This is a genomic window from Veillonella parvula (genome assembly GCF_032472435.1).
Taxonomy (GTDB): Bacteria; Bacillota; Negativicutes; order Veillonellales; family Veillonellaceae; genus Veillonella; species Veillonella parvula_N.
Genome location: NZ_JAWEGM010000004.1, coordinates 210775 through 235832 on the forward strand (window position 1 = coordinate 210775; position 25058 = coordinate 235832).

General features: G+C 41.6%; 17 protein-coding genes and 1 tRNA gene. 3 read left to right on the forward strand and 15 right to left on the reverse strand.

Annotated features, from left to right (window positions below; translation table 11 throughout):
• Positions 1-71: 71 nt before the first annotated feature.
• Together E7A03_RS07195 and crcB are read right to left on the reverse strand one after the other, a co-directional pair.
• Entirely contained in the window at positions 72-1052 is a 981-nt protein-coding gene (locus tag E7A03_RS07195; protein WP_316073920.1) for a molybdopterin-binding protein, read from the reverse strand.
• An 84-nt stretch (positions 1053-1136) separates the two neighbouring features.
• Entirely contained in the window at positions 1137-1517 is a 381-nt protein-coding gene (gene crcB, locus E7A03_RS07200) for a fluoride efflux transporter CrcB (protein ID WP_021148618.1), read from the reverse strand.
• A gap of 219 nt (positions 1518-1736) precedes the next feature.
• On the opposite strand from crcB, the gene E7A03_RS07205 reads away from it, so the two are divergent.
• Positions 1737-2090 carry a helix-turn-helix domain-containing protein gene (locus E7A03_RS07205; RefSeq protein WP_316073922.1) on the forward strand — a complete coding sequence of 118 codons (354 nt, stop codon included), beginning with the start codon at positions 1737-1739 and terminating at the stop codon, positions 2088-2090.
• Positions 2091-2276: 186 nt separating this feature from the next.
• Here the strand turns inward: E7A03_RS07205 and E7A03_RS07210 are convergent, their stop codons facing one another.
• The gene (locus tag E7A03_RS07210; protein ID WP_004694848.1) at positions 2277-2984 is read right to left on the reverse strand and encodes a GntR family transcriptional regulator; all 708 of its coding nucleotides are present in this window, start codon (positions 2982-2984) and stop codon (positions 2277-2279) included.
• A gap of 208 nt (positions 2985-3192) precedes the next feature.
• On the opposite strand from E7A03_RS07210, the gene E7A03_RS07215 reads away from it, so the two are divergent.
• Entirely contained in the window at positions 3193-4134 is a 942-nt protein-coding gene (locus tag E7A03_RS07215; protein WP_058948168.1) for a diacylglycerol/lipid kinase family protein, read from the forward strand.
• Between the two features lie 80 nt (positions 4135-4214).
• Here the strand turns inward: E7A03_RS07215 and addA are convergent, their stop codons facing one another.
• Both addA and E7A03_RS07225 read right to left on the reverse strand, forming a co-directional pair.
• Positions 4215-7970 (reverse strand): helicase-exonuclease AddAB subunit AddA, encoded by a 3756-nt coding sequence (gene addA / locus E7A03_RS07220; protein WP_316073924.1) that lies wholly within the window; start codon positions 7968-7970, stop codon positions 4215-4217.
• Positions 7960-11505: a PD-(D/E)XK nuclease family protein gene (locus E7A03_RS07225; protein WP_316073925.1), complete on the reverse strand. Its 3546-nt coding sequence runs from the start codon at positions 11503-11505 to the stop codon at positions 7960-7962. The genes addA and E7A03_RS07225 overlap by 11 nt, the downstream gene beginning before the upstream one ends.
• A gap of 351 nt (positions 11506-11856) precedes the next feature.
• On the opposite strand from E7A03_RS07225, the gene E7A03_RS07230 reads away from it, so the two are divergent.
• On the forward strand, positions 11857-12849 hold the full coding sequence (locus tag E7A03_RS07230; RefSeq protein WP_316073926.1) for a hypothetical protein: 993 nt from the start codon (positions 11857-11859) through the stop codon (positions 12847-12849).
• Between the two features lie 163 nt (positions 12850-13012).
• Here the strand turns inward: E7A03_RS07230 and E7A03_RS07235 are convergent, their stop codons facing one another.
• The 10 genes from E7A03_RS07235 to dnaB all read right to left on the reverse strand — a co-directional run bounded on the left by E7A03_RS07235 (position 13013) and on the right by dnaB (position 25017).
• Positions 13013-13561, reverse strand: a complete 549-nt coding sequence (locus E7A03_RS07235; RefSeq protein ID WP_316073927.1) for an SGNH/GDSL hydrolase family protein — start codon at positions 13559-13561, stop codon at positions 13013-13015.
• A gap of 148 nt (positions 13562-13709) precedes the next feature.
• Positions 13710-14936 carry an MFS transporter gene (locus E7A03_RS07240; protein WP_316073929.1) on the reverse strand — a complete coding sequence of 409 codons (1227 nt, stop codon included), beginning with the start codon at positions 14934-14936 and terminating at the stop codon, positions 13710-13712.
• A 473-nt stretch (positions 14937-15409) separates the two neighbouring features.
• Positions 15410-15498: transfer RNA gene (locus tag E7A03_RS07245), tRNA-Ser, on the reverse strand.
• Positions 15499-15666: 168 nt separating this feature from the next.
• Positions 15667-16620 (reverse strand): magnesium transporter CorA family protein, encoded by a 954-nt coding sequence (locus E7A03_RS07250; protein ID WP_004694714.1) that lies wholly within the window; start codon positions 16618-16620, stop codon positions 15667-15669.
• A gap of 433 nt (positions 16621-17053) precedes the next feature.
• The gene (locus E7A03_RS07255; RefSeq protein ID WP_316073931.1) at positions 17054-19183 is read right to left on the reverse strand and encodes a heavy metal translocating P-type ATPase; all 2130 of its coding nucleotides are present in this window, start codon (positions 19181-19183) and stop codon (positions 17054-17056) included.
• A gap of 255 nt (positions 19184-19438) precedes the next feature.
• Positions 19439-20971 (reverse strand): ABC transporter permease/substrate-binding protein, encoded by a 1533-nt coding sequence (locus tag E7A03_RS07260; protein ID WP_316073932.1) that lies wholly within the window; start codon positions 20969-20971, stop codon positions 19439-19441.
• Positions 20972-21138: 167 nt separating this feature from the next.
• Positions 21139-21465 carry a YolD-like family protein gene (locus tag E7A03_RS07265; RefSeq protein ID WP_316073933.1) on the reverse strand — a complete coding sequence of 109 codons (327 nt, stop codon included), beginning with the start codon at positions 21463-21465 and terminating at the stop codon, positions 21139-21141.
• Positions 21466-21521: 56 nt separating this feature from the next.
• On the reverse strand, positions 21522-22805 hold the full coding sequence (locus E7A03_RS07270) for a Y-family DNA polymerase (protein WP_316073935.1): 1284 nt from the start codon (positions 22803-22805) through the stop codon (positions 21522-21524).
• A gap of 224 nt (positions 22806-23029) precedes the next feature.
• On the reverse strand, positions 23030-23449 hold the full coding sequence (locus E7A03_RS07275; protein WP_287531515.1) for a hypothetical protein: 420 nt from the start codon (positions 23447-23449) through the stop codon (positions 23030-23032).
• Positions 23450-23658: 209 nt separating this feature from the next.
• Positions 23659-25017 carry a replicative DNA helicase gene (gene dnaB, locus E7A03_RS07280; protein ID WP_008714774.1) on the reverse strand — a complete coding sequence of 453 codons (1359 nt, stop codon included), beginning with the start codon at positions 25015-25017 and terminating at the stop codon, positions 23659-23661.
• Between the last annotated feature and the right edge of the window lie 41 nt (positions 25018-25058).

The window sequence follows — 25058 nt, forward strand, 5'->3', positions numbered from 1 at the left end:
TTATTTGCTTTAGCTATATTACTTAAAATAGCTATATTGGTTATTCTAGCTAATCTTGTTATACTAGCCTATTAGCCCAAAAATCCTCCATGACCCATAGCTATACAATCTTCTTTGGTGATTTCATCATCTGCGATGAGGCGTGGCACAATTTCATCAAAGGCAGTCGGTTTGCTGAACAATACACCACCTGGTACACCAAGAATTGGTGTGCCATCTGCACAGTAAGCAATGCAAACCATGGACCCTGGTAACACTGATAATCCATAGGTAACTACGCGATCTGCATAGCGTTTAATCGCTCCTGGGGTGAGATCATCTGGGTCAACGCTCATACCGCCAGTGCAGAAAATGATATCTGCGCCTGCTGCTTTCACCTTGTCGATAGCCGCCACGATATCATCTGTATTATCCGTTACAATTTCGTGAGCTACCTTTGTAACACCAAATTCAGCACAACGTTCTTCAATGATTGGTGTGAAAGCATCTTTAATACGACCTTCAAATACTTCAGAACCAGTCGTAACGATACCCATTGTTTTGCGCACGAACGGCTTTACATGTAACAAAGGCTTACCATCAGCAATTTTCTTTGCATCTTCTACTTGTTGTTCTTCTAACAACAATGGAATACAGCGCATGCCTGCTAGTTTATCACCTGCTTTCACAGGTGTATTATTAAATCTTGTTACAATGGTCAACTCACCAATGCTATTGATAGCATGTAATCGGTCTACATCGACCTTGAAAAGGCCATCTACATCCGCAATGGCTTCAATTTTACCTTGTGCCATAGGGCCATCGTGCATGTTTTCACCGCCTGCCATATGGTATAAAGCACGAGCTACATCCTCTTCATGCAAGAACCCCTCATCTTCCGGATCCATTACAAATACATGTTCCTTGCCAAGATCCAAGAGTTTAGGAATATCCTCTTCTGTAATTACATGGCCACGGCGGAAGGGCGTGTCTTTCAACTCACCTATGACGATTCTTACGAGATCGTGTAATAATGTTTGCCCTACGGCATCTTGTGTTCTAATAGATTTCATAATATCTCCCAAGTCATTAATAACAAAATACGCTATTATATAACATCAAAATGTATTTAATACTATTATTCAATATTAATATGTTTACATAGTACAGAGTAGACGCACTATTAGCATACCAATCCAACAGAGAATTAGGCCCCCTATTACTTGTACCACACCGTACCATAACGCTTGTACATAGGATTCAGCCATCATAAGCTGTAGCATTTCAAAGGCAAAGGTTGAGAAGGTGGTAAATGCACCTAGCCCACCTACAACGAGGAAGAATCTCGCCCATTGAGGTAGATCTGGCTTTTGCATATAAAGGCCTAAGACTAAACCGATAATGAGGCAACCAACGAGGTTTACTACTACCGTACCATACGGAAACGAGCTGACCTTTGTCATCACCCATTCACCGAGAGCCATACGGCATAAGGCCCCAGTGGCGCCACCGAGGGCAACGGCTATATATTTTTCCATATTGCCTCCTCTACTCAAGATAACATACTAGATGGTATGATCACATTACTATAGCATACATGTAATACTACTTTCACAATTCGTGTAATTATCTGTAATAGCCGATAATTATCTAGTTTTCTATATTAGTCAGATGCTAATAATCTCAGTATACTATATTTAGAGAGTAGGGAAAAGGAAGGAGTCCCTATGCACCCCTCGTCTACACCACTCACGGAATTGAGAGTCAACGCGTACGAAGACCCGTTTTTACAACATCAGTATGTTTGTTTAGGTCATAAAATCGCCATTATTCGCGTATCCCTAAATATGTCTCAACAAGAATTAGCTCGTCACATTGGTATCAGTCGTAGTTATTTAAGCAAATTAGAATGTGGTACAGGAATTTCAGGCATGTCTTTGGAAATTTTATTTAAAATTGCCCAAGCCTTTCAAATCAATGTAGGTCAACTCGTAAGACTGCGTGTTGTAGATTATAAAAACTGTAATGCGCACCTAACATCACACTATAAACGACTAGAGCTTCTGAACCACACCAAAAGAACGTCTCGAAACAAAACAAGAACGAACTAATCTGATAGACTAAAAGAACAGTTAATTAAATACAACAAATGATAACTAATTTATATCAAGATGCTCGAAATACTCTAAATGAAAATTGAATTAACTATTCAAAATAACAATCAAAAAAGCTCCGTCAATGGCGGAGCTTTTCATATGTCATTATGCCTATTACATCATCATCAGCATCAGCAGACATTACACTTCATTAAGTTTTTTATGTTGTACTTCTGCATTTGCTTTTTTAAAGATAAATGCATTGTTAATATGCTGACGCATAGCTGTTTCTGCAGCAACTTCGTCGTGACGTTCAATAGCGTCTACGATTTGATCATGTTCGTCATCACAGTCATGTGTACGTACAGCATTGAAAGAACTGATGTACATGTCGCGATTAACGCGTTCACGGAAACCTGCTAGATAATCTACAATGCGTTCATTGCCAGAGTAATGAGCAATCATTGTATGGAATCGGCTGTTTACATCAACACGTTCTGTGGCATCTTCAATTTCATGCATTTCTTTACAAAGAGTTCTTAGCTCTTGTACTTGCTCAGGTGTAGCATGACGAGCACATAATCTAGCACCAAGTCCTTCCATTACTTCACGAACTTGGTAAAGCGCTACGATTTCTTCTGGCGTGTCAGCTTTTACAGTAACACCTTTCCAAGGAACGATAACTACGAGATTATCTTTAGCCAATTTGCGGAATGCCTCACGCACAGGTGTAGCACTCACTTGTAATTGTTCTGCAATCTTTACTTCGTTAAGCTTCTCTTGAGGCATCAATTCGCCTGTTAAGATAGCTGTTTTTAATGTTAAATATACTTGTTCACTGAGAGGTAATCTTTCGATAGAATCCACTGCGGACAATTTGTATTTATCTTTTGAACTTTGTCTTCCCATTACTAGCCCCTAAACCTTACTAACCATTCGTGCTTTCAGACTTTCAAAGAACGGTTAAAATGAGTATAATATAGTATACAACATATCTTAGACAGTATGTTGTGCGAAATTAAGTGCATACATTACAATTATAGAACTCATCATTAAGACTGTCAATTTAACTATAGATAATAGCTATATCTCATTTTTGAAAGTAAGGAAGTATACTATGAGCCGTTGTTTGATTATCATCAACCCTGTCTCAGGAGGCGGTGCAGCGCGTCGTTACGCCCTCGATTTACAATGGAAATTGAGTACCTTGTTCGAAACGATTGAGGTCAAATTCACCAGAGGCGAAGACGATGCTACACGTTTCGCTAAGAACGCTTGTGAACGTGGGTTTGATGCCGTATTTTGCATGGGTGGTGACGGCACTGTTAACGAAACCGTTAATGGTATTGCCCAAGGTGGATTCTCCTGTACCTTTGGATTTATCCCCGTTGGTACAGTAAATGATATGTCTCGTGCGCTCGGCATTCACCAAAATCCAACACAAGCTATCAGGCGTATCGATATCAATGAAACTCGAACCATTGATATCGGCCGTTGTAATGATCGGTATTTCTGCAATAACATTGCAGCTGGCGTTATTCCTAAAGTTGTAGATGAGGTTACACCAAAGGAAAAAAGCATACTCGGCCCTCTCGCGTATTTCTTGAGAGCAGGCCAAGCATTGTTCACTACAAAGGACTACACGTACCGCATCAAAACAGAGGACGACGATTTCATTTGCAAATCTCCTCTCGTTTTAGCCCTACTTACCAATGTAGTGTCTAGCTTTGAGCGTTTTATGCCACAAGCCTCAGTAGATGATGGTTATATGCGTATCATTATCTTCAAGGAATATTTTATCCTCGATATTCTCAGCGTATTACCACTCATTATCAGTGGTGCCATCTATAATTCTCGTTATACAACGACATTAACGGTGAAAAAAGCTCATATCGAACTTCTATCTGACGTCGATGATTTATCGACCAATATGGATGGTGATGCGGGTCCGGATATGCCTGTGGATATTGAAGTATTGCCACGCGTACTCAAAGTATTTGCACCTGCAAAACACAAAAAGAAAAAAGCCTTAAATCTGCCTAAACTACCACATATATAACAAGTAATTGGTAACACAAAAGCTCTCTATCAACGGATAGAGAGCTTTTGTGTTTATTAATTTATAAGAATCTATGCGCATTAGTCCACAATAATTGCATCATGCAAGCGGAAGCTATAAATGTAACATGCTTTCACGGGCATTCCCGTCAATCGCTGCAAGGCCTCTTTATAGAGGTCCATTTGGATTTTATATCGCTTAATGAGTTCTTCTCCGGATGTAACGCGATCCGTTTTGTAATCTACGAGAACCCATTCGCCATCCTCTTCAAAGGCCGTATCAATAATACCTTGGAGGAACAGATTTTCCCCGTCCTCTAAGGTGTCGTATACGCGTTTTCCTTCAAAGAGCATGCTAAACGGCAACTCTCGTTCGATACGTTTTGCATTGATAAGGCGCTTACCAAGATCAGAGCTAAAAAATTTATACAAACTCGTATCGCTTAATAAATTCCGTTCTTCCTCTGTAAAAGTTCCATTCGCCACCAGTGCATCGAGTTCTTTCGTCAAAGAAGCTTGCGTATACGTCACAAGAGGTAGCCATTGCATAGCCTCATGCATCAAGGTCCCCCATTGAGCACCGGTCAATACATCATCTTCAGACTGTAATGCTTGTGGCTTTCGACCGAATACGGAGTTTGCTAGGTCATCTGCTGAAACTTCTACCGTTGCAATCGGTTCATTCAAAGTATCAATAGTTCCTGCTTCAAGTTCTCGTTCTTGGAATCGTCGTTTCAATTCACTAACGGAGATTTTTGCGGTTCGGCGAGTAGCATCATTGTACGGATAGCTATAGTTAAATCGATCCACGATTTCCTGCGGTAATTCTACGGAATTAACAGCTTGTAACTCCCGTACCTTATTGATCGTAGTCTCATCGACATCTGCTTTATAATCGAGATCACCATAGAGAGAGCCATCATGGATTTCAACCTTTAAACGACACTGTTTATCCGGTAAATCAAAATAGGTTGGCCCTTCGTACTCGATGGCTACGCGCAATGGATTGCCACCATCTAAATGACGAGCAAAGCCCATGATTATCCAGTCTAGATAGGTATTAGCTTGTGTAATAATATCTGTCGGTAACTGTTGAGTTTCTACGGAAGCCGCATTTTTAATGAGCTCACCTATGGTGCTTAACACACCTTTAGAATTTTTAAAGCCTTTAATAAAGCCTGTCATGAACAGCTTATCTCGTGCCCGTGTCAAAGCAACATAGAGAATGCGCTGCTCCTCCGCCTTGAGGGCCGCTTCTTTTACGTCTTTCACATAAAACCAAGGCATGGTCGGGAAGGACACTCGAATATCTGGAAAATACCCTTTCAAACCAAGGCCTGCATTTTTATCGATAAGAAGCTCTGAACGCAAGTCCATCATATTGAATCTTTTTTGTACACCAGATAGGAATACTACAGGAAACTCAAGGCCCTTACTCTTATGGATGGTCATGAGGTGCACCACATTGTCCGCCTCGCTCACCACATTGGCAAGAGGCATATCTTGGTTGCTGTCGCGTAAGCTTTCCACAAAGCGCAAGAACCTAAAGAGCCCACGGAAGCCAGAGGCTTCATAGCCCTTGGCTCTATCGTATAAGGCGAGCACATTGGCACGGCGAACGAGGCCATTCGGCATAGCTCCCACATAATTTACATAGTCTTGAGATTCGTAAATATCCCACAACAAGTCGGTCACACCGTGACGACGCGATAAGGTGCGCCACCTTTCCATATGCCCAATAAAGGCCAATAAACGCTCATCTTGAGCCTCTTCTGCATAGGCTGGCATAAGAGACCATAAGGAGCCATCACCAGACAGGCGCAATGCACCTAGTTCGTTGGCATCAAGGCCTACCAGGCCAGAGTGCAACACGGCAGCCATCGGCAAATCTTGTTCCGGATTATCTATGACGGATAACAACGCCAATAAGAGTTGAATCTCTTGGGCTTCAAAGTAACCGTCTCGCTCATTTACCACCGCAGGAATCCCCGCTTGCCGCATGGCTTCTACGGCACGCGTCCCCCAGCCCGCTAAGGATCTGCGCAAAATAGCAAAGTCTCGCCACTCGATTTGACGGAATGTACCATCTGGATTTTGTACCTGCTTCTTAGCCGCATGGATTTCTTTGATTTTTTGAATAATAAAATCTAGCTCACGCTCGTTGTTTTCAGGGTCATCCCCTTCATCTTCGTCACTTTCACTAGCACCAAGGGTATCCTTACTTACATCTAAGAGCTGTAATTCCACGTCACCACCGATCCAATCCTCTGGCGCATCCTCTACGATGCGGCCAGGAATGAGCGATTCAGCCTCTGTATAATTGAGCTCTGCCGCGTCTTCCGTCATGATTTGGTAGAACAAGAAATTCGTTGCAGCCAAGATATTTTCGTGAGATCGGAAATTCTTCGCTAGGTCGATACGTCGCTCTACCGCATCATTACCCCCATAGGTGTTATATTTCTCCATAAATAGAGAACTATCGGCCATACGGAAGCTATAAATAGCCTGCTTCACGTCCCCCACATAGAACCTATTATCGACGCGAGAAATCAAGTTAATAATCGTCTCTTGCACGCCGTTCGTATCTTGGTATTCATCAACCATGATTTCTTTGAACGTATCTTGTAGTTCCTTCGCTACTTCAGATGGCTGAGGATCATCCTCTGTGCCAGGCTCAACGAGAAGGGCCAAGCATAGATGCTCAAGGTCGCTAAAATCCATGATGCCTTGCTCTTGTTTCATATCCCGATACGCTTGATGGAACGCAATCGTCAGCTCTACTAACCCTTCAATGATGGGATATTGAGCCTTGAACTGGTCTTGCAAGGTAGCTTCCGGAACGGTGAATATAGCGGTTTGCATGGCTTTGAGGTCATCTTTATTTTGACCACCCAAAGATTTAAACTCTGCCACCAATATAGGGTCATAGGCTTGCGCCTCTTTTGAGCCCATACGGAACTGATCCTTAATAAAGGTATCCATATGTTTACAAGCTTCCCCAATGTCGTCCCAAGTTTGAGCCGTTGAAAGCATACCTAATGCAGCCAGTTGATTATCGTATATGTTTTGCCATTTATGAGGTCCTGTTGGATCGAGCAAGATTTGTTCCATCCGCTCTAAGCGCTCACGAATGCGATCGATGACAGCCATGTGATTAGACCACATATATTGACCCCACAATGTATCGCTAGGGTTTATGGTCATCGCCTCTTTATAAGGCTCTAACGCTTTTCGTAGCCATCCATCGGGATTGGCGAGGGACATGGCGTAGTTATACAGGGACATAATCTTCGCCGTTAAGCCTGCATCGGATTTATCATCGCTGAAGAAATCCGCTAGCTCATAGATATTATAAAGGCCCTCTTCATAGGATTTAGTTAATAAATCGGCTAATACCTCTTGTTGTAGCAATGCCATTTCTGCTTCATTGCCGATGCGCGCTGTCGGATTAATGTCGAGCTTATAGAAATAGGACCGGATTACCCATTGGCAAAAGGAGTGCAATGTAGAAATATGAGCCGAGGGCAACAAATTGAGCTGTCGTTCAAGGCGCGCTTGTAGTGCAGCATCATCTGTAGATTCCATGGCTTTAGCCAAGGCAAGGCCAATACGAGCGCTCATCTCTTGGGCCGCAGCCTTTGTGAAAGTTACAACCATGAGTTCTTGAACAGATAAGGGATTATCCATATCCTTAAGACGCGTAATAATGCGTTCTACAAGAACCGCGGTCTTACCTGAACCGGCAGCGGCCGCAACAAGTAAGGTCTGATTATCTAAGGAGGAATCCTTAGGCGCTATAATAGCAGACTCCTGCTCTGGCGTCCATTTAACACCCATGGTTTTCACCTCCTTCGCTACTATTATTTCCGTCGTTATTGTTATTTCCGTTATTGCGATTCCCATTGTTATCGCTATTTTCGTCGTTTAAGACCTCTTTCATCCGTTCTAATGCGTCATTCTCGGACAATCTAGACAAATAATTATATCGATTACGGCTAGAGTCAAAGCGACATACCGTTCTGTAATCGCAGTATGTACAAGGTCTAAGGCCATTCAATTGATAGGGCTTAATCGGGAACTGCCCGTCCCCAATGTGACGGCCTGTTTCAGCCATCACGTGATTTGTATAGCGGCACATTACGTCAAATTCACCTGTAGACTTAACCTTTCGCAAATCTCTGCTGGAAATGGTTTGATCTTTTTTCGTAGCAATCGGCACATAAGGCCCTCGCTTAGGCCCATAGGACAAGAACTTATTGTCTATATGCGTCAACAACTCTATATCGTCGGAGAAGTACCCACTGTTTTGCCAAGCATCGCTTTCATTAGCCAACGAAACAGCATCTTCATAAGATATAGGCGCATCAGCAGGGATTTTCGGATTCTTGACATAAGAATAGACTACTGCCGCTGGCGACATAGAGCCGCTATGCGTTTTACCGTAAGCAGATTCTAACGCCAACAGGTAGGTCATGAGTTGCAGTTTAAGTCCATAGTACACATCTTGGGCCGTCACATGAGCGCCACCCGACTTGTAGTCGATAACCATGCCATAAGTTTGACCATCCCGTGTATATTCGTCGATGCGGTCAATTTGACCGATGAGGCGCAAGTGACGGTTTTCACCAAGAGGGACGCGAATAGGATCCCATCCACCTTGACGGCCAAAATCTTGCTCTAAATACTTCGTATCAAAATCACTGCGCTTAGACCATTCTACAAGGCGGTCTACCGTCACATGTAATGTTCTCTGAACACGCTGCTCGATGGCCTTTTGGTAGGCATCGCTCGTTTCTTCGCCCAGCTGATTTTCTTGCAAGATTTCGTCTGCCACAGTGCGACATAGATTTTCTTGTTCCTCTTCGTCGAGGTCACGCCATTGCTTGTTGTTTTCTAGTAGATAATTTCCTAATCGCTCTAAATTAGCATGTAAGAACGTACCGATTTCAGGAGCTCCAAAGGAGCGTACTGGACGCGGTTCTAGTTTTAAACCATATTGAGCATAGAACTTGAACGGACATTGTTGGTATCGTTCAAGGCGTGTTACAGAGCCAGACATATAGCCTTTAGACAGGAACAATCCATTTACTAAATCCTGCGTAATGACAGGCACATCGTTATTATCTCGAATGCCACGTGACACCTCCGCTAAACGAGGACGATAGATTTCGCTTTCACGAGCCCAGTTATAGAGGCCCCACCAAAGAGGATTGACCTCATAACCACTAAAGAGCGCACCCCAACGCTCCGACAACAATGACAGACTTTGGAGTGGGCGCCACACGTAATCCGTCTCTGTATCAGGTGCAATGGAGAGAGGAATCTCTACCGCCTGATCTACGTACCCAAGGGATTCTAATCGTTTCACCACGAGGGACGGCTCAAGACCGCTTCCATCCTCACCAGAGCCCGCATAGGACAAGGTCAACGAATCGGATGCCCGCGTCATAGCGAGGTATAATAGGAAATTCTCGTTGAAAGCCTTCGGCAAAGCACCTTCTGCTAAGGTAATGCCTGCATCGGCCAATTCTTGCCGCTCCTTATCCTTGATGAGCCCCTCATCGCCCATACTTTGAGGAAACACACCTTGGTTGAGACCCATTACGAACACCTTAGGCCACCACTGGCTGTAACCACGTTCGATAGTGGTAATCACCACATGGTCTAAAGACGGAGGAATCATAGAGTAATTTACATCGCTAAGGCCTTCTTCGAGGAGGAGCATCATCTCATCCAAGGTCAATACTTCGTCCTTCATGACCATAGAAATTTCGTCTATAAAGGAAAGAACCGCATTATACATCTGTTCATGACTAGCTTTGGATTCTTGATCACCTATAGTTTCTGCGTCCTTCGCCCATTCATAGAGCCGCTCTGGCACTTGTAAGATTTCTAATAAACCATAAAGTTGTGTACCCCACTCAGCCCCTGTATGGCCCTCCGCATTAGCAGCAAAGTCAAACCATGGAGATAATATATCCATAATGGTTTCTCTTGCTTTGTTAACACGTGCTCTGCGTGGTGCATCTACGTGGCTCTCTTCATCTTGCCCCTCATGAAAGCCTCGTAAGTACGGCCAACTTTCACGTTCCCATTTATAATGATCGATGCCAAACTCGAGAACATAGTTCTCTAACTCATCTACAGCCTCACGGCTAAGAGGCATCAAGTCTGTCTTGAGCAAGAGGAACATGCTGTCTCGACTATAGTTATGACGCACGATATCAAAGAGAGCCGTCAATAGCTCGCCTAATGGATGGTTTTTCATAGGCCGCTGACGATCAATAAAGTGCGGAATACCATAGCGAGCAAAGACCTTTTCTAAGGTGTCACCATAGGTTTCGGACTCGCGGAGCATGATACATACATCTCGGTAACGAGCCTCTTCAGATGATTCTATATAGGCTAAAATACGACGAGCCACCGCATCGGCTTCGCGTTCCCTGTTATAGCCTCGAATAAGCGGAATCGTTTCATCTGTAGTATTTTTCTTACTAGGGCTAGCAAAGTAATTAGACTCTAGCTCTTGAACGACTTGAGGGCCCCGTTTTCCCTCAAAGCCAACCCAGTCGATATTAAAGCCATAACGAGCAACTAAGGTGTCGTAAATCTCTAAAGGGCGGCTGAAGAGATGCTCCCCTCGACGAGCTAAATTTAACGCCTTTGGGGCCATCGGTAAATCGATAGTAATAACGGCTTCCTTTGCCAAGTCAAACAAGGTATAAATCAGCTCGTAATGTGTGGGCGTAAACCAATGAAAACCATCGATAAAGACATGGCTATTCTCCATGAGAGGAGATTGTGGCAAAGCCTCTACGATTTCCATGATAGGATCGATGTCGCGCTCCCCATGGCGACTGAGTTCCTCTTCATAGGCAGACATACAAATAGCTAACTCGCGCAATTTCTTTTGTAATACATTATTTTTAACAAACTCTGCCCCTCGTTCTAGGTCATCAGGACCTACACGGAAGGCGCGGAATTCAGAAAAGAGTTGTTGCAATACGGAAGAAAACTCAGGTCGCTTTGTGGCCTGTTCTAATAGCCCGAGTTCCTTTTGTTTTCGTTTCATTACAAGGCGCAACAACATAGACCGGCCAAAGCTTGATAAACTTGATTGACCGACCCCTTTTGAGCCTATCGATTGATATACCTGATAACCCAAACGACCAAAGCCTACGACGCGAACCGTAGTAAAGCCTTTCTCAGGCATAAATTCAGCTAACTCCCGTTCCACCCGATAGGTGGCAGGTTCAGGAACGAGCAAAATTATTGGTTCCCCTGGACAGTCTGTCATGACCTGACGTATGCGCTCATATACGGCGCGCGTCTTGCCTGATCCAGCTCGTCCATAATAGACGCTAATACTCATGAGACCTCCCTAGTGAAACTTTCACCATCTCAATTGATGTAATCCACAAATGTATGTTGCTCATATCATTTAACGCATTAGATATAGCACTACACAAACTAATTGTAGCACTATACGAATTAGATATAGCGTTAAACGAAGTTTTTCGATATAATAAATTACTATACTGATTATTATTATATAGTAATATGACATTCTATGGCTAATTGTACAATATTTGACTCATCTGATTATATTTATTTATAATTAAGATAATATTTTATATTTTATTTACAATTAGCATGAATTCCTATATAATACAAGTTAGTATCTGTGTTATTTGTAAAATCATGTATTTAGGAGTAAATTATTATGAACAAAAAACATTTAGCAACTGCTTTTGCAGTATTTGCAGCGACAACAATGTCTTTCTCTGCTTTTGCTGCAACTATTGATGCTAATGCACGCGCTTACGAACGTGCTTCAGCAGAACAATATTCTTATCCTGCACCACAAGCGGCTACGCCAGCTTACCAAACTAGTTATGCCACAAGTGCACCACGCCCTGGCTACAAACCATTGCCAGCAGTGCCTTATACAGCAGGTGATATGGCTCAACAAATGCCTGTATCTAAAGAATTAGGTGATCCAATCTTTGTGGCACCACAAACAACAGCTGTAGGTCTTCAAATCATGGATCCTATCCCTACTGAAGCCCAACCTGTATACCAAGAAACTGTAAACTCCGTAACAGCTAATGGCAACGGCAGCTCCTACGTTTCTCGCTACAAAGCTAACCAATTGAACGCTTTCGACTTGTTGTTAAATGGTAAAACTTACACATATGACTTGCCTGCATACACTAACGGCTACCAAGTGAAAACTGCTAGCTCTTACAACCGTGCTGGCAACGGTGTTGCGAATGTATTCTCTACAAACGTAATCACTGAAGCAGTTGTAAACAACAACTCTTTGCGCATCACTGTAAACATGACTCAACCAACAGCTGTAGCAGCTACTAAATTGCGTTCCATGCAACAATCTGGTCAAGTAGCAAGTGGTGAAGTAGCTGCATTGTTCGCTTACAATGAAAGCTATGATGGTGTAAAACAAGCAGCTCATTATGATATTTTCAACAACAACGGTCGTTACATCGTTGTTAAATCCGGTGCTGTAACTGTACCAAATGGTGCGCAACACCCTTATGCAACTGCATTATTCGCAGTAACCGAAGACACTGTAGCAGCTGTAACCGTATCTGGCAACACTGCTGAAGCTTCTGATTTAGTAAAAGGCACTGCATATGCAATCGCACAATCTGCTAAGGTGTCCAACAATAAAGTATCTACTAAATCTAAAAAATAATTCGTTACGAATTTAATTGTATCTGGTGAAAGCCCCCAACTTTCACCAGCAAAAAAGACTATAAATCACTACCTCCCCCAATGAGGCAACTCATTGGGGGAGTTTTTATGTTCTTTATATTACAGTTGCATTATAGTCCCGTTACAGTCGTATTATAGTGCCGTTATAATCGCGTAAAGACCTCTAATGCCTTATACGCCATTAATCGATAACCGCGCTCGTTGGGGTGTACCTCTCCAGCAAAGACAATTTGTCCAATTTGATCCGCTTCAAACAAGGTGGTATAGAAATCTATGACCTTAATATTATGCTCCGCTGCGTAGGCTTTTAGCTGTTCATTAACCTCTCGTACAACGAGATCTAATCCATCCATATCGCTATCAATTTGAGTTTCTAAACCGATGATTACCGTCCCTTTTGTACTAGCAAGCTCAATAGCTTTCACCAAAGTCTTGTACACATAGGTACTATCTCGACCTTGTAAAATATCGTTAGTGCCACACATCAAGAAAATATGACGTGTTGGATCGGATACAGCAGTAACCGCCCAATTTTCAATATTATATATCATCCCCTGTACGGAGCAGCCATCTTCACCATAATTTGTAAAATTAACGTTCTCTATGGAAGCATCGCAGATTTCTACCCAACCCCGTCCATAAGGTACATCATAGCCACGCGTAATACTATCGCCAAAACAGATGATTTCCATTTACATCCCTCCTGTACTATGACTCAATCATATAATAAAAGAACACCATACACAATATACATATTAATTACAAAAAGGACCCGTTTTGAACTGCCCTCCAATTAGATACAATTTTTAGAAAGGCAGTTCATTTACGGATCCTTTTATATTATTTAAGACGAATGAAGAACAATGCACATGCACCGATAATAGGCGCTATAGCGATAGACATCAAGGACATTTGGTAACTGCCCGTCATGACGAGGACATTGCCCAAGAGCAGTGGTGCCAAGAGAGCCCCAATTTGATTAAACAAGTTTACAAAGCCCGCTGTTGTACCGCGCAAATGAGGTGCTGCAGATTGAACTACAAGGGCATTAGTCAACGCACTATGCATAAAGGCACCTATACCGAGGATTGGACCTGTTACAAAAAGCATATTTGGATTTGCCGTGCTTGCAAACAAGATTAAAGCGGGCCCAAACAAGAACATAACGAGCGACGCTAAATGGTTCTTTTTAATTGGCAAGATATCAGATAAAATACCAATTGTTGGTTTCGCAATGAGCGCAGCCGTACCGAACACACTCATGACTTGGCCTGCATAGATAGCAGTTACGCCTAATTGTTTAACCATGTACAAGTTCGCCCATTGCGTTACGCCCCAAGTCGTACCTGTGGCGAAGAAGCCCGCAATGGCCAAACAACGAATATTACGATTAGAAATGATGTGCTTCAAGTTTTCTACTAAAGACGTTTGACCTACGCCAAGCTTAGCAGCCGCTTCAGAAGCCTCAGCTTCTCGTTGTGCGAGAATTTCTGCACTCGGCTTACGCACCGTGAAGTAACATAATACAAGTACTAACAATGGTAAGATTGCTGTAGCAAGGAATGCCGTTTGCCAGCCGTAATGTGTTGCCACATATGGTGCGTAAAGGTTTACCGTAGTAATACCAAAGGACGTACAGCTCATAAAGATACCTACGGCCGCACCCCGTTGATTCGGACCGAAGTGATCTCCGATAGCACTCAAGCAAGAAGCTTGTACAGGACCAGACATAACCCCTAATAAGAAGCGCAAACCCCAAGCCATGGTATAGTCTGTAATGGTACTCATCAAAGCCGTTACGGCGGCCATACCAATCAAACTAAACAAGATAGTACGTCTATAACCGATTTTATCGGCTAAGATGCCGCCTGGTAATACCGTTAAAGCATAACCAAAATAAAAGGCCGAAATATGTTGAGCCCCCATCTTAGCTGTGAAATGCAACGCCTCATTGAGGATAGGCATAACAGATGCCCAGGACAAACGCATAACAAAGCTCAACAAGAACGTGAGCCACACGCTAAGGAGAATTAAAATCTGAGTTCGCGAGAAACTAAGTCGATTCATACGAGCTCCTTTCTACAGAAAACCTAATAAATATATCGATAGCATACCATAGTGAATAAAGATTGAAAAGCCCTCTAGTCATAAACCTAGAGGGCTTTATTATGGCGGAAATAAAGGGTTCTATATCAATAAATCAAAAGAGACAGGCAACAGGCAACAAATGGCCCAACCAATCTCTAAAGATTTATAGTATACAAATAGTATAGCACAAGTACGAGATTAAAGGTATATATAAAACCCTCTAGGCGGTAACCTAAAGGGTTTTAGAGATGATTATATGATTTTGAAAACATTATATTTACTGCTTTCCCCTCTATTCTACCACATAAATTTTAGGGGGCAAAAAAGGGGGCAAATTATATTTAACTTATAGACTACTCATGAATATCTAAGAATATCAATAAAGCAGTTATTATCTAGCTTTATTCATGCTTTCATATTCTTTGATAGTCATTGGAATTCATAAAATTGAATGGCGGAGAGGGTGGGATTCGAACCCACGGCCCCTTGCGGAGTCACTGGTTTTCAAGACCAGCTCCTTAAACCACTCGGACACCTCTCCATAACGGTACTATTATATCAAATTGACCTAATAATAAGCAACAACGTAATGCGTAAATAAGCAATAATATAATACGTAAGCAAGCAAAAAAGCTGACTTGCAGTCAGCTTTTTCATTTGTATTTAACATTTGGTATTGCCCTAATCTATTAGTTATTTGTCATATATGTTAGAATAGGTCTTTTTTCCACATGCCTATGATAGCAATGATAGAACACACCACGGAAATACCTACTACTTCGTAAAATCCATTTGGATCATCCTGGAATGGCAACGCCACATTCGTTCCCCACAGGCTGAATATGATTGTGGGCACCGCCAAAGTAATCGTAAGAGCCGCCAACATTTTCATCACCATATTGAGGTTATTTGAGATAATCGATGTGAAGGCGTTCATCATATTCATCAAGATATTTGAATACATTTCAACCATCTCGATGGCCTGTTTATTTTCAATGATAACGTCTTCCAAAAGATCCTCATCCTCTTCGTACATTTTAAGTAAATGTCTATAAGTGCTGTGACCACGCAAGCGCAATAGGCGTTCCATAACAGTTCCATTCGTACGCAACGCAGAGGTAAAGTATGTCATGGATTTTTGTAATTCCAATAGTTGGAAGAAGTCTTTATTCTTCGTCGTATGACGCAACTGAACTTCAATATCGTCGGTACGGCGGTTAATTTGTTGCAAGTAACGTAAGAATAATGTAGCTGTACGGTACAAGATTTGGAACAAGAACCGCGTCTTTTTATATGTATAGAATGTAGACAGTTGGTTTGAAATGAACGGATACAACACCTCGGACTCTTCAAGACATACGGTAATAAAAAAGTCAGGAGTCAAAAAGATACCAAGTGGCACCGTATCGTACATATCATTACCACGAATCGCAGGAATGTTGATAACCACGAAAATATAGTTGTCCTCTAACTCCACGTGAGAACGTTCTTCCATATCGAGGGCGGTCTTTAAAACGTCCGTTGGAATTTCCGTCAAAATATTGATGAGGGACAACTCATCGGGGTCTGGGTTCACCAAATTTACCCAAGAACCTTTTGTGGCATCTGATACAGTGCAGTCTGAAACCAACTCTTCTTCTATGTGTTTGTACACCGTGATCATGCTATCCCTCCTTCCAACGAACATATAGTAATCATCTAATAAATTATATACTATTTTATAGCTATTATTCAATTCAATTGTGAAAGTTTTGTTTATGTAGTATATACATAAACCGCTTTATGTCTATTAACAATGCACAACTGTATATGTTAAAAGCATCTCAAAACTATTCTTATATCAAATCTAGCGAACAGATAGATTAATAAGGCTGCTAAACTAAAAATTCACCAAAAGATTAAACCACTAAAACTTACAGTGAGTAAGCATGCAAACAAATAATCAACAATATATCATTAGGTTAAAGCTTATAAAAATAACCTCTATACTGGCTTGTCGCTAATATAGAGGTTATTTGTTTTATCCTACTCTGTCAGATCAGAATAATGTCATTTGTTATATTTCTGTATTACTCTATTGGATTACTTTCACCAAATTAACGGCGCAAGATACGAATAGAGTTCAAAATACAAAGGATGGATACACCAGTATCACCGAATACCGCCCACCACATGGATGCATAGCCCATAAGACCTAGTGCCATGATAAGAATTTTAACAGCAATAGCGAATACTACGTTTTGCCATGCTACGCGCAACGTTGCTTTGGACAAGTCAAGGATATGTGCAATAGCAGTCAAGGATGGACGCATGAATACAACGTCTGCCGCTTCGATAGCCGCATCAGCACCGCTACCCATCGCGCCACCTACATCAGCACCAGCAAGCACTGGTGCATCGTTGATGCCGTCGCCTACGAACATAGTTGGACCATATTCAGAGCGAATATCTTGTACAACAGACAATTTATCTTGTGGCAACAATTGAGCACGAACCGCACTTACGCCAGTTTCTTTAGCAATATAATTAGCACTTGCTTCAGCATCACCTGTAAGCATGACTGTTTTAATATCTTGACCATTAAGATCTGCAATCGCTTCTGCGGAATCTGGACGAGCTTCATCAGCGATAATAATGCGACCGAGGTATACATTACCTTCTGCTACTAGTACTTCTGTGCCGTATGCAGCAGCTTCTGTTGGGTAACCTTGAACAGCATAGCGTTCCATGAGACGACGATTACCAACGAGGACTTGTTGACCATCAACGGTGCCAACCATACCTTCGCCTGCTAATTCTTGAACGAAATCAGAAGGTTCCACTGTAAGGCCTTGATCTTTTGCTTCAGACACGATGCTTGTTGCGATTGGATGTGTAGAAACGGCTTCGATAGCTGCCGCCATGGATAACAATTGACTGGAACTTACATGAGAGCCTACAGTTTCTACGCTGTGAACTTTGAACTCACCAGATGTGATAGTACCAGTTTTATCAAGAGCTACTGCTTTCACATTAGCCAACGCCTCGATAACTCGACCACCTTTTAATAAGATACCGTGTTTAGACGCATTGCCGATACCGGAGAAGAATGCAAGTGGCACGCTAAGCACCAATGCACATGGGCAAGAAATAACGAGGAATGTTAAGGCTGTGTAGATCCATTTATGCCATTCACCAGTAATAAGGGATGGGATGATAGCTACAGCCAATGCAAGAGCTACAACGATTGGTGTGTATACGCGAGCAAAACGCGTAATGAAACGGTCGATTTTTGGTTTAGAAGATGCTGCGTTTTCAACGGCATCTAGGATTTTTGTAACCATAGATTCTTCAAGAACCTTATCAACGCGCATCGTAATGCGACCAGATTCGTTGATACAACCAGACATAAGTTGAGTGCCAGGTACGGCGCGAACAGGTACAGGTTCACCTGTTACAGGTGCTGTATTAACGCGTGTTTCACCTTCAAGCACTGTGCCGTCTAGAGGAATTAAATCGCCAGGACGAACTTCGATAGTCCAGCCTACTTCAACCTTTTCAGGAGCCATAACTACGATTTCACCACCGCAGTCTGTATCTACAACCCGCACCTCTTGAGGACGCATATCGACAGCGTTCATGATTTCTGTACGACTACGATCAGTTGCTTTTTCTTCGAAGAACTCACCAATACGGTAGAACAAGATAACACCTACGGCCTCAGGTAATGCATCGATAGCAATAGCACCCAATGTAGCGATAGACATCAAGAAGTTTTCATCAAATACTTCACCTTTTAGGATATTACGACCTGCGATGCGCAATACTGGGAACGCAAGAAGAATATACGCAACATAGTAAATTGGAGTCTCAATACTCTCTGGCAAGCTGATGGATGGGACAAAGGATGACAAAACTTCATAAAGCATGAATAACAAGCCTGCTACGATGACTGCAATTGTTACAGCATCACTACCGTGGTCGTGATCATGACCATGGTCATCCATAGTCGCTTTAGATTTACGTTCATAATCAGCTACTGTAACGCCCTCTTCGATGGCATCACAAATGTCTTGAATGTCACGTTTAAGAGCTTCGCGGTCTTCCCAAGAGCCGGTTAATTTTAATTGATATGTAGCAAGTGTAAAATTGGCAGTCTCTACAACATCCATTTTACGGATACGATCTTCAATTTTTGCTGCGCAGTTCGGACAGTTCAAATCCTTCAACAATAATGTTTCTTCCATGATATCTCCTTTGATAATAGTGAAAGTTTCTATCCTGTATTATAAGTTAATTTATTGTCTATTTCTAATACTTATTAGACATATCTTGTTTCATATCTTGTTATATATGTTCCTAAACATTATTCATCAGATATTTTTATTTGTATGAATATCTGTTCATATGTTTATATTACATTAAAGGAGATTAAATGTCAATACAAAATTATATTCACTATATATCAAATTTTATTTACTTTAGATCTAACTATATTCAGTTTATATCAAGTTTCGTTTTACCAAGAATTGATGTGCTACATCAGCTGGTAATTGATGTTCCGTTTCAACGGCATAATTCATCTTTGCCATCTCTTGATCTGTAATCGTATGATTTAAACTTTCTAATACAGGTCGCAGTTCGGGATGAGCGATTAACACTTCACTACGCACCACATTACCAGCCATATAGGATGGATATAAATGTTTATCATCTTGTAACACCGTAATTGGCGCCATACTTAATTGTCCATCAGTTGTAAATATCGGCATTGCATCCACCTCACCACGACTAATAGCCGTATATTTTAGTCCTATATCCATATCTTTAGTAGCTTTAAAGCTCATGCCATACACACGTTGTAATCCAGCATAGCCATCCTCACGGCCAAAGAAATCATATTCCCCTCCTAATGTTAGGGATGGTGCTATACGAGCAAGATCGGAATATGTTTTTACGCCATAACTCTGAGCGATTTCATTACGCACCCCTATGCCATAGGTATTATTAAAGCCGTACATGCCGACCCACTCAAAATTATATTTCTCTTTGTAGGCCTGTGAAAGCTCATTAAATAGGCTTTCATCATACGCATCTGTACGTTTCAGCACAGCAGACCAAGCCGTACCAGTATATTCAGGATATATATCAAATTGGCCAGAAAGCATAGCTGGTTGAATATTTGATGTACCACCACCTACACCTTCTGTAACCTCTACAGTTAAATCAGTCTGCTTCTCGATTAATTCTTTTAAAATATTCCCCAAAATAAGCTGTTCCGTCATAGGTTTCGTTGCAATATGAATAACATCGGTCTTCACATGACGGCAATACATAGCCCAGCCACCTATACCCATTGCAATTAGCGTCATAATCGAAACAAATATAATCGTATAACGCTTCATATGAGGGCTAATACGCGTTACTCTTTCACCTAGAGAAAATAGCGCATCAACCGTAATGGCTAATAGGGCAATCAGTAGACTACCTGCAATAGTCAAAGCACTTTGATTTGTTGTAATCCCCCTATAAATCGCCACACCTAAACCACCAGCACCAATAAAGGATGCAATACCCGTTAAGGCAATGGTCATAACGAGCATGGTCCGTATACCAGCCATAATGGTCGGCATAGCCAAAGGAATCTCTATATTCCACAAGCGTTGAATCCGCGTGAGTCCCAACGCAATTCCCGCTTCACACATGGCTTTATCAATCTGGTTAAGACCAGTAAATGTATTTCGTACCATCGGTAATAAAGCATATATAACCAATGCAATAATAGCGGTCGTATTACCGACACCGGATACATACAATAAGAGACCTAACATCGATATAGAAGGAATCGTATATAGGAAATTGACCATTACCATAACTGGCGCAGCTAGCCTTTTATATTCGTATATAAGAACACCCAACAATCCGCCGATAATGATCGCAACAACAGAAGCTAATACTGAAATTTCTATATGCTCCCATAATAGCTGGAGGAAAAAATCATAGCGATTGATAAGTAATGATATGACATCATGCATTACATACACCGCCTTTCTAAGTCAAGAAATACGAAAAATTATATAGGTATATTAGAGTCAACAAAATTTAAGAAATCTTTATCAAGCTATATTTACCCATGATACTATTGTATACCTAATTATTTCTTAACTCTAGTCTATTTACCATACACAGTAAAAACCATCATTTATATATCATACATATTCAGCTCTTTAATATATCTAAAAGGAATAACGATTCCTTGAACAGATAAAATTTGTAACTGCTCACTGATCATATCAACAACACCTATAAGCTCTGTATATTTTTGTTTGTTGTAATAAACAATTCGTACCCATTCCCCACAATGTATAGATTGTAAAACTGTATTTAACTCATCTATTTGGTCCTCTGATAACTCTACCCAAGCTTCTTTTGGTCTTGCCACAGCAGCTAATAAAGCTTCAAAGCCCCTCAATGCCGCAAAGGGCATAAATTGTTTTGCCCGTTGTAAACGAGACATACGATGTTTCATTAATGTATACCTCCCCTTATACGACTAATCTATTCCCAATATATCCATTACACTATTTATTCCCCGTTATGCCCGCCTACCAAGGTATTTCTAAATCGCATAGTTCCTTCTTCTTGTAAACTAGAGGCACGCAAGATAGAGTTCTTACCAAACTGCTCCTTAATAGATAGCATTGCTTCTTGTACTTGTCGTTCCTTTTCCTCTGTATCTGTAGCAAGAGCGCTAAATAAGTCTTCCTCTTGCGGTATGGTGGAACGATTGACTAAATCCTCAAAGCTGACCCCTATACGCCGAATGAGCTCATTTTTACGGCAATGCTGCTCGTATAATTTAATAACCGCCGCCGTCAAGGTCTGTAGAGAATCTGTGTACTGCTTAAGCTTTTTAGAACCTCCTGTAGAGCGCACCATTTCATCAGCATAGCCGATATGAACATGGATATGATTTGTAACCCCTTTGATTTGTAAAAGCTCTAGCACCAAGGACTCTACCATTTCGCGCATAGGCACGTATGCCTCTTCATAGGTATAATTGCGCAACAAAATCTGACTGTGCGAGATAGAGTGCTTAATGGGGCGATATGCTTGAATATCCGCAATCGTACAAGGTTCACGGCCCCAAGCATGATCAATAATGAGCTCTGCATTAACGCCAAACTCCTTGTACAACTTCGCCTCTGGAATCATGGTAATACCATGTAAATCATAAGCACCGTACTTATGCAAGCGATTAGCTATGCCCTTACCAATCTGCCATATATCAGTTAAGGGCTGATGATACCAGATTTTCTCTTTAAAGAGGCTTTCATCAAGATAGCCTATAAAATCAGGCGCATGTTTCGCCAAAATATCGAGGGCAATCTTGGCGAGAAACAGATTTGTACCAATCCCAACGGTGGCATAAATCTTCGTTGTCGCTAGCACCGCATCAAGTAACATCTGCGCCAGCTGACGAGGCGTCTTCTTATATAGTGGCAAATAGGGTGTGATATCGATGAAATACTCGTCAATAGAGTACACATGTACATCTTCGGGCGCCACATACTTGAGCAAGGTTCCATAAATCTCAGCAGACACCTGCATATACCGCTTCATATGTGGCTTCACCGTCAAATACTCAATATGCGGTGGAATCTGAAATAATCGGCTGCGATTTTTCACACCTAAATTTTTTAAGGCTGGAGAAATAGCCAACGTAATAGCCCCCTTGCCACGAGAACCATCGGCCACCACCAGAGACGTCATAAACGGATCCAGTCCCAAATCGGCGCATTCTACAGATGCGTAAAAACACTTCAAATCAATGCACATATACAGCCGATCCGTATCAGCTGAACCCATACAAACACCTCCCTAAATCGCTAAACAACTGGCTTTTACAAAAATTAAGAACACAAGAATTTGTATGATTAGTATAACAAAAAAACAAAGTATTTTCAAACATATGTTTGTTTTTATAGAGGTAATTTTATAGAAAAATAAAAAGCACCTAACACTAGATATATAATCTAATGTTAGATGCCTATATGTTTAACAAACTATTAAAGATAGCTAATTTATTTCTATCAAAACAAACTTAATAACACTAATCCCCCTAATACAATTGAAACAGCGCCATACTCAATAGTTATCGTCACATTATCTATACTTACTTCTCCATTTTTTGCAAGCACACCTGTCCGACTAAATTGAACCATAGGTCCACTGGTTGGTGCAAAAGGAATATAAAACTCTACACTCTCAGCAGTATGAGTTTCACCATTCAAAATATACTTAATATCATAACCATAAATATATCTATCCGCACCAATCACTCTAAATGGTATTTCCTTTGTAACTCGTGGAAGTATAGACACAATCGTTACTGGAGTTCCATTGCGACGTAATAAAAAACGTTTGATAATTAAATACAACCCACTAATTATTAACCCAAAAGCCACACAAAAGAAGTAAAACACAAAAAACTCAGTACCTCTAACCATCATACGCTCCTCTCCCAACAATACAACGAAAACTATCTAGTGCCACTATATTGATGGGACACCTTCATAACTACAGTGATAAAAAGAAAGGACTATACTTATGCAGCGACATCAGGTCACGAGGAGCAAAGAAGTATAGTCCTTTCTTTTTAATCAAAATGTAGCTATGTTATGGGGCCCCATCAATATAGGGCACCCCACGATAGTTTTCATTATTGTTCCGGCCCTAGGTCTCGGAATTCTACGTCTCTAAATTGTGTTAATTCCCCAACGAATTGGAGTTCCACGGTACCGATGGATCCATTACGGTGTTTACGAATGAGGACTTCTGCATTGTCCCCTTTTTCAGAGTTTTCATCGTAATATTTATCGCGGTACAAGAAGATAACAATATCCGCATCCTGCTCAAGGGAGCCAGATTCACGAAGGTCCGAAAGCACAGGCCGTTTATCTGGTCTGCTTTCAACACTACGAGACAACTGCGATAAAGCGATAACCGGCACGTTAAATTCACGAGCAATCAATTTAAGATTACGAGAGATTTCGGACACCTCTTGTTGACGGTTTTCGCTACCCTTACCAGCATTTCGACCTTGCATCAACTGAATATAATCGACGATAACGAGATCGAGGCCATGTTCAACCTTGAGACGGCGCAACTTAGAGCGCATATCTTGTACGGTAAGGCCCGGCGTATCATCGATAAATAGCTTGGATTTGCTCATGCGGTCCGCTGCGGCAATGACCTTTTCCCAGTCAGCAGGATCCATATTCGCACGGCGCAGTTTTTCAGAGCTCACACCTGCCACGGAGGACAAAATACGACCAACGAGCTGTTCCTTACCCATTTCCAAGGAGAAGAACGCCACCGTCTTGTCATACAACATCGTTACGTTTTGAGCAATGTTCAAGGTGAAAGCTGTTTTCCCCATCGCAGGACGAGCTGCTACGAGGATGAGGTCAGATTTTTGTAAGCCATTAAAAATATGGTCTACATCTTTAAAGCCTGTTGGCACGCCTGTAATAGCGCCATCATGCTGTTGCAATGCATTAAGTTTATCTAAATTAGATAAAACCACTTCCCCAATGGCAGCAAAGGATGATTCAGACTGGGTTTGACCGCTTACGTCTAATACCATTTGCTCTGCCTTGTTAAGGATAGCCGTCGGCTCATCTTCGCCAGCATACGTCATGCCAACGATTTTATTTCCTGCATCGATGAGGCGCCGCAACTGAGCTTTCTCGCTGATGATTTTCGCATGTTCCTCAACATTGTAGGAAACAGATTCATTCGCAAGAGATGTAATATAAGCAAGACCACCTACCGCATCGAGGCGCTTACGACGATCTAGCTCTTCACCAACGGTAATAAAGTCAGCTGTCTTATTGGCATGCACGATTTCTAAAATGGCATCGTAAATAATACGATGTGCATCGCGGTAAAAATCTTCAGATTTAAGAATACTTGTCACCGTATCTACAACGGCGCCCATATTGGATCCATTAGTTAATAAAGCCCCCAAAACGGCCTTTTCCGCATCTAGATTATGCGGTGGAATGCGTACATCCATGATAATCCCCTTCACACAACCACTATGGATAAAAGAATTCA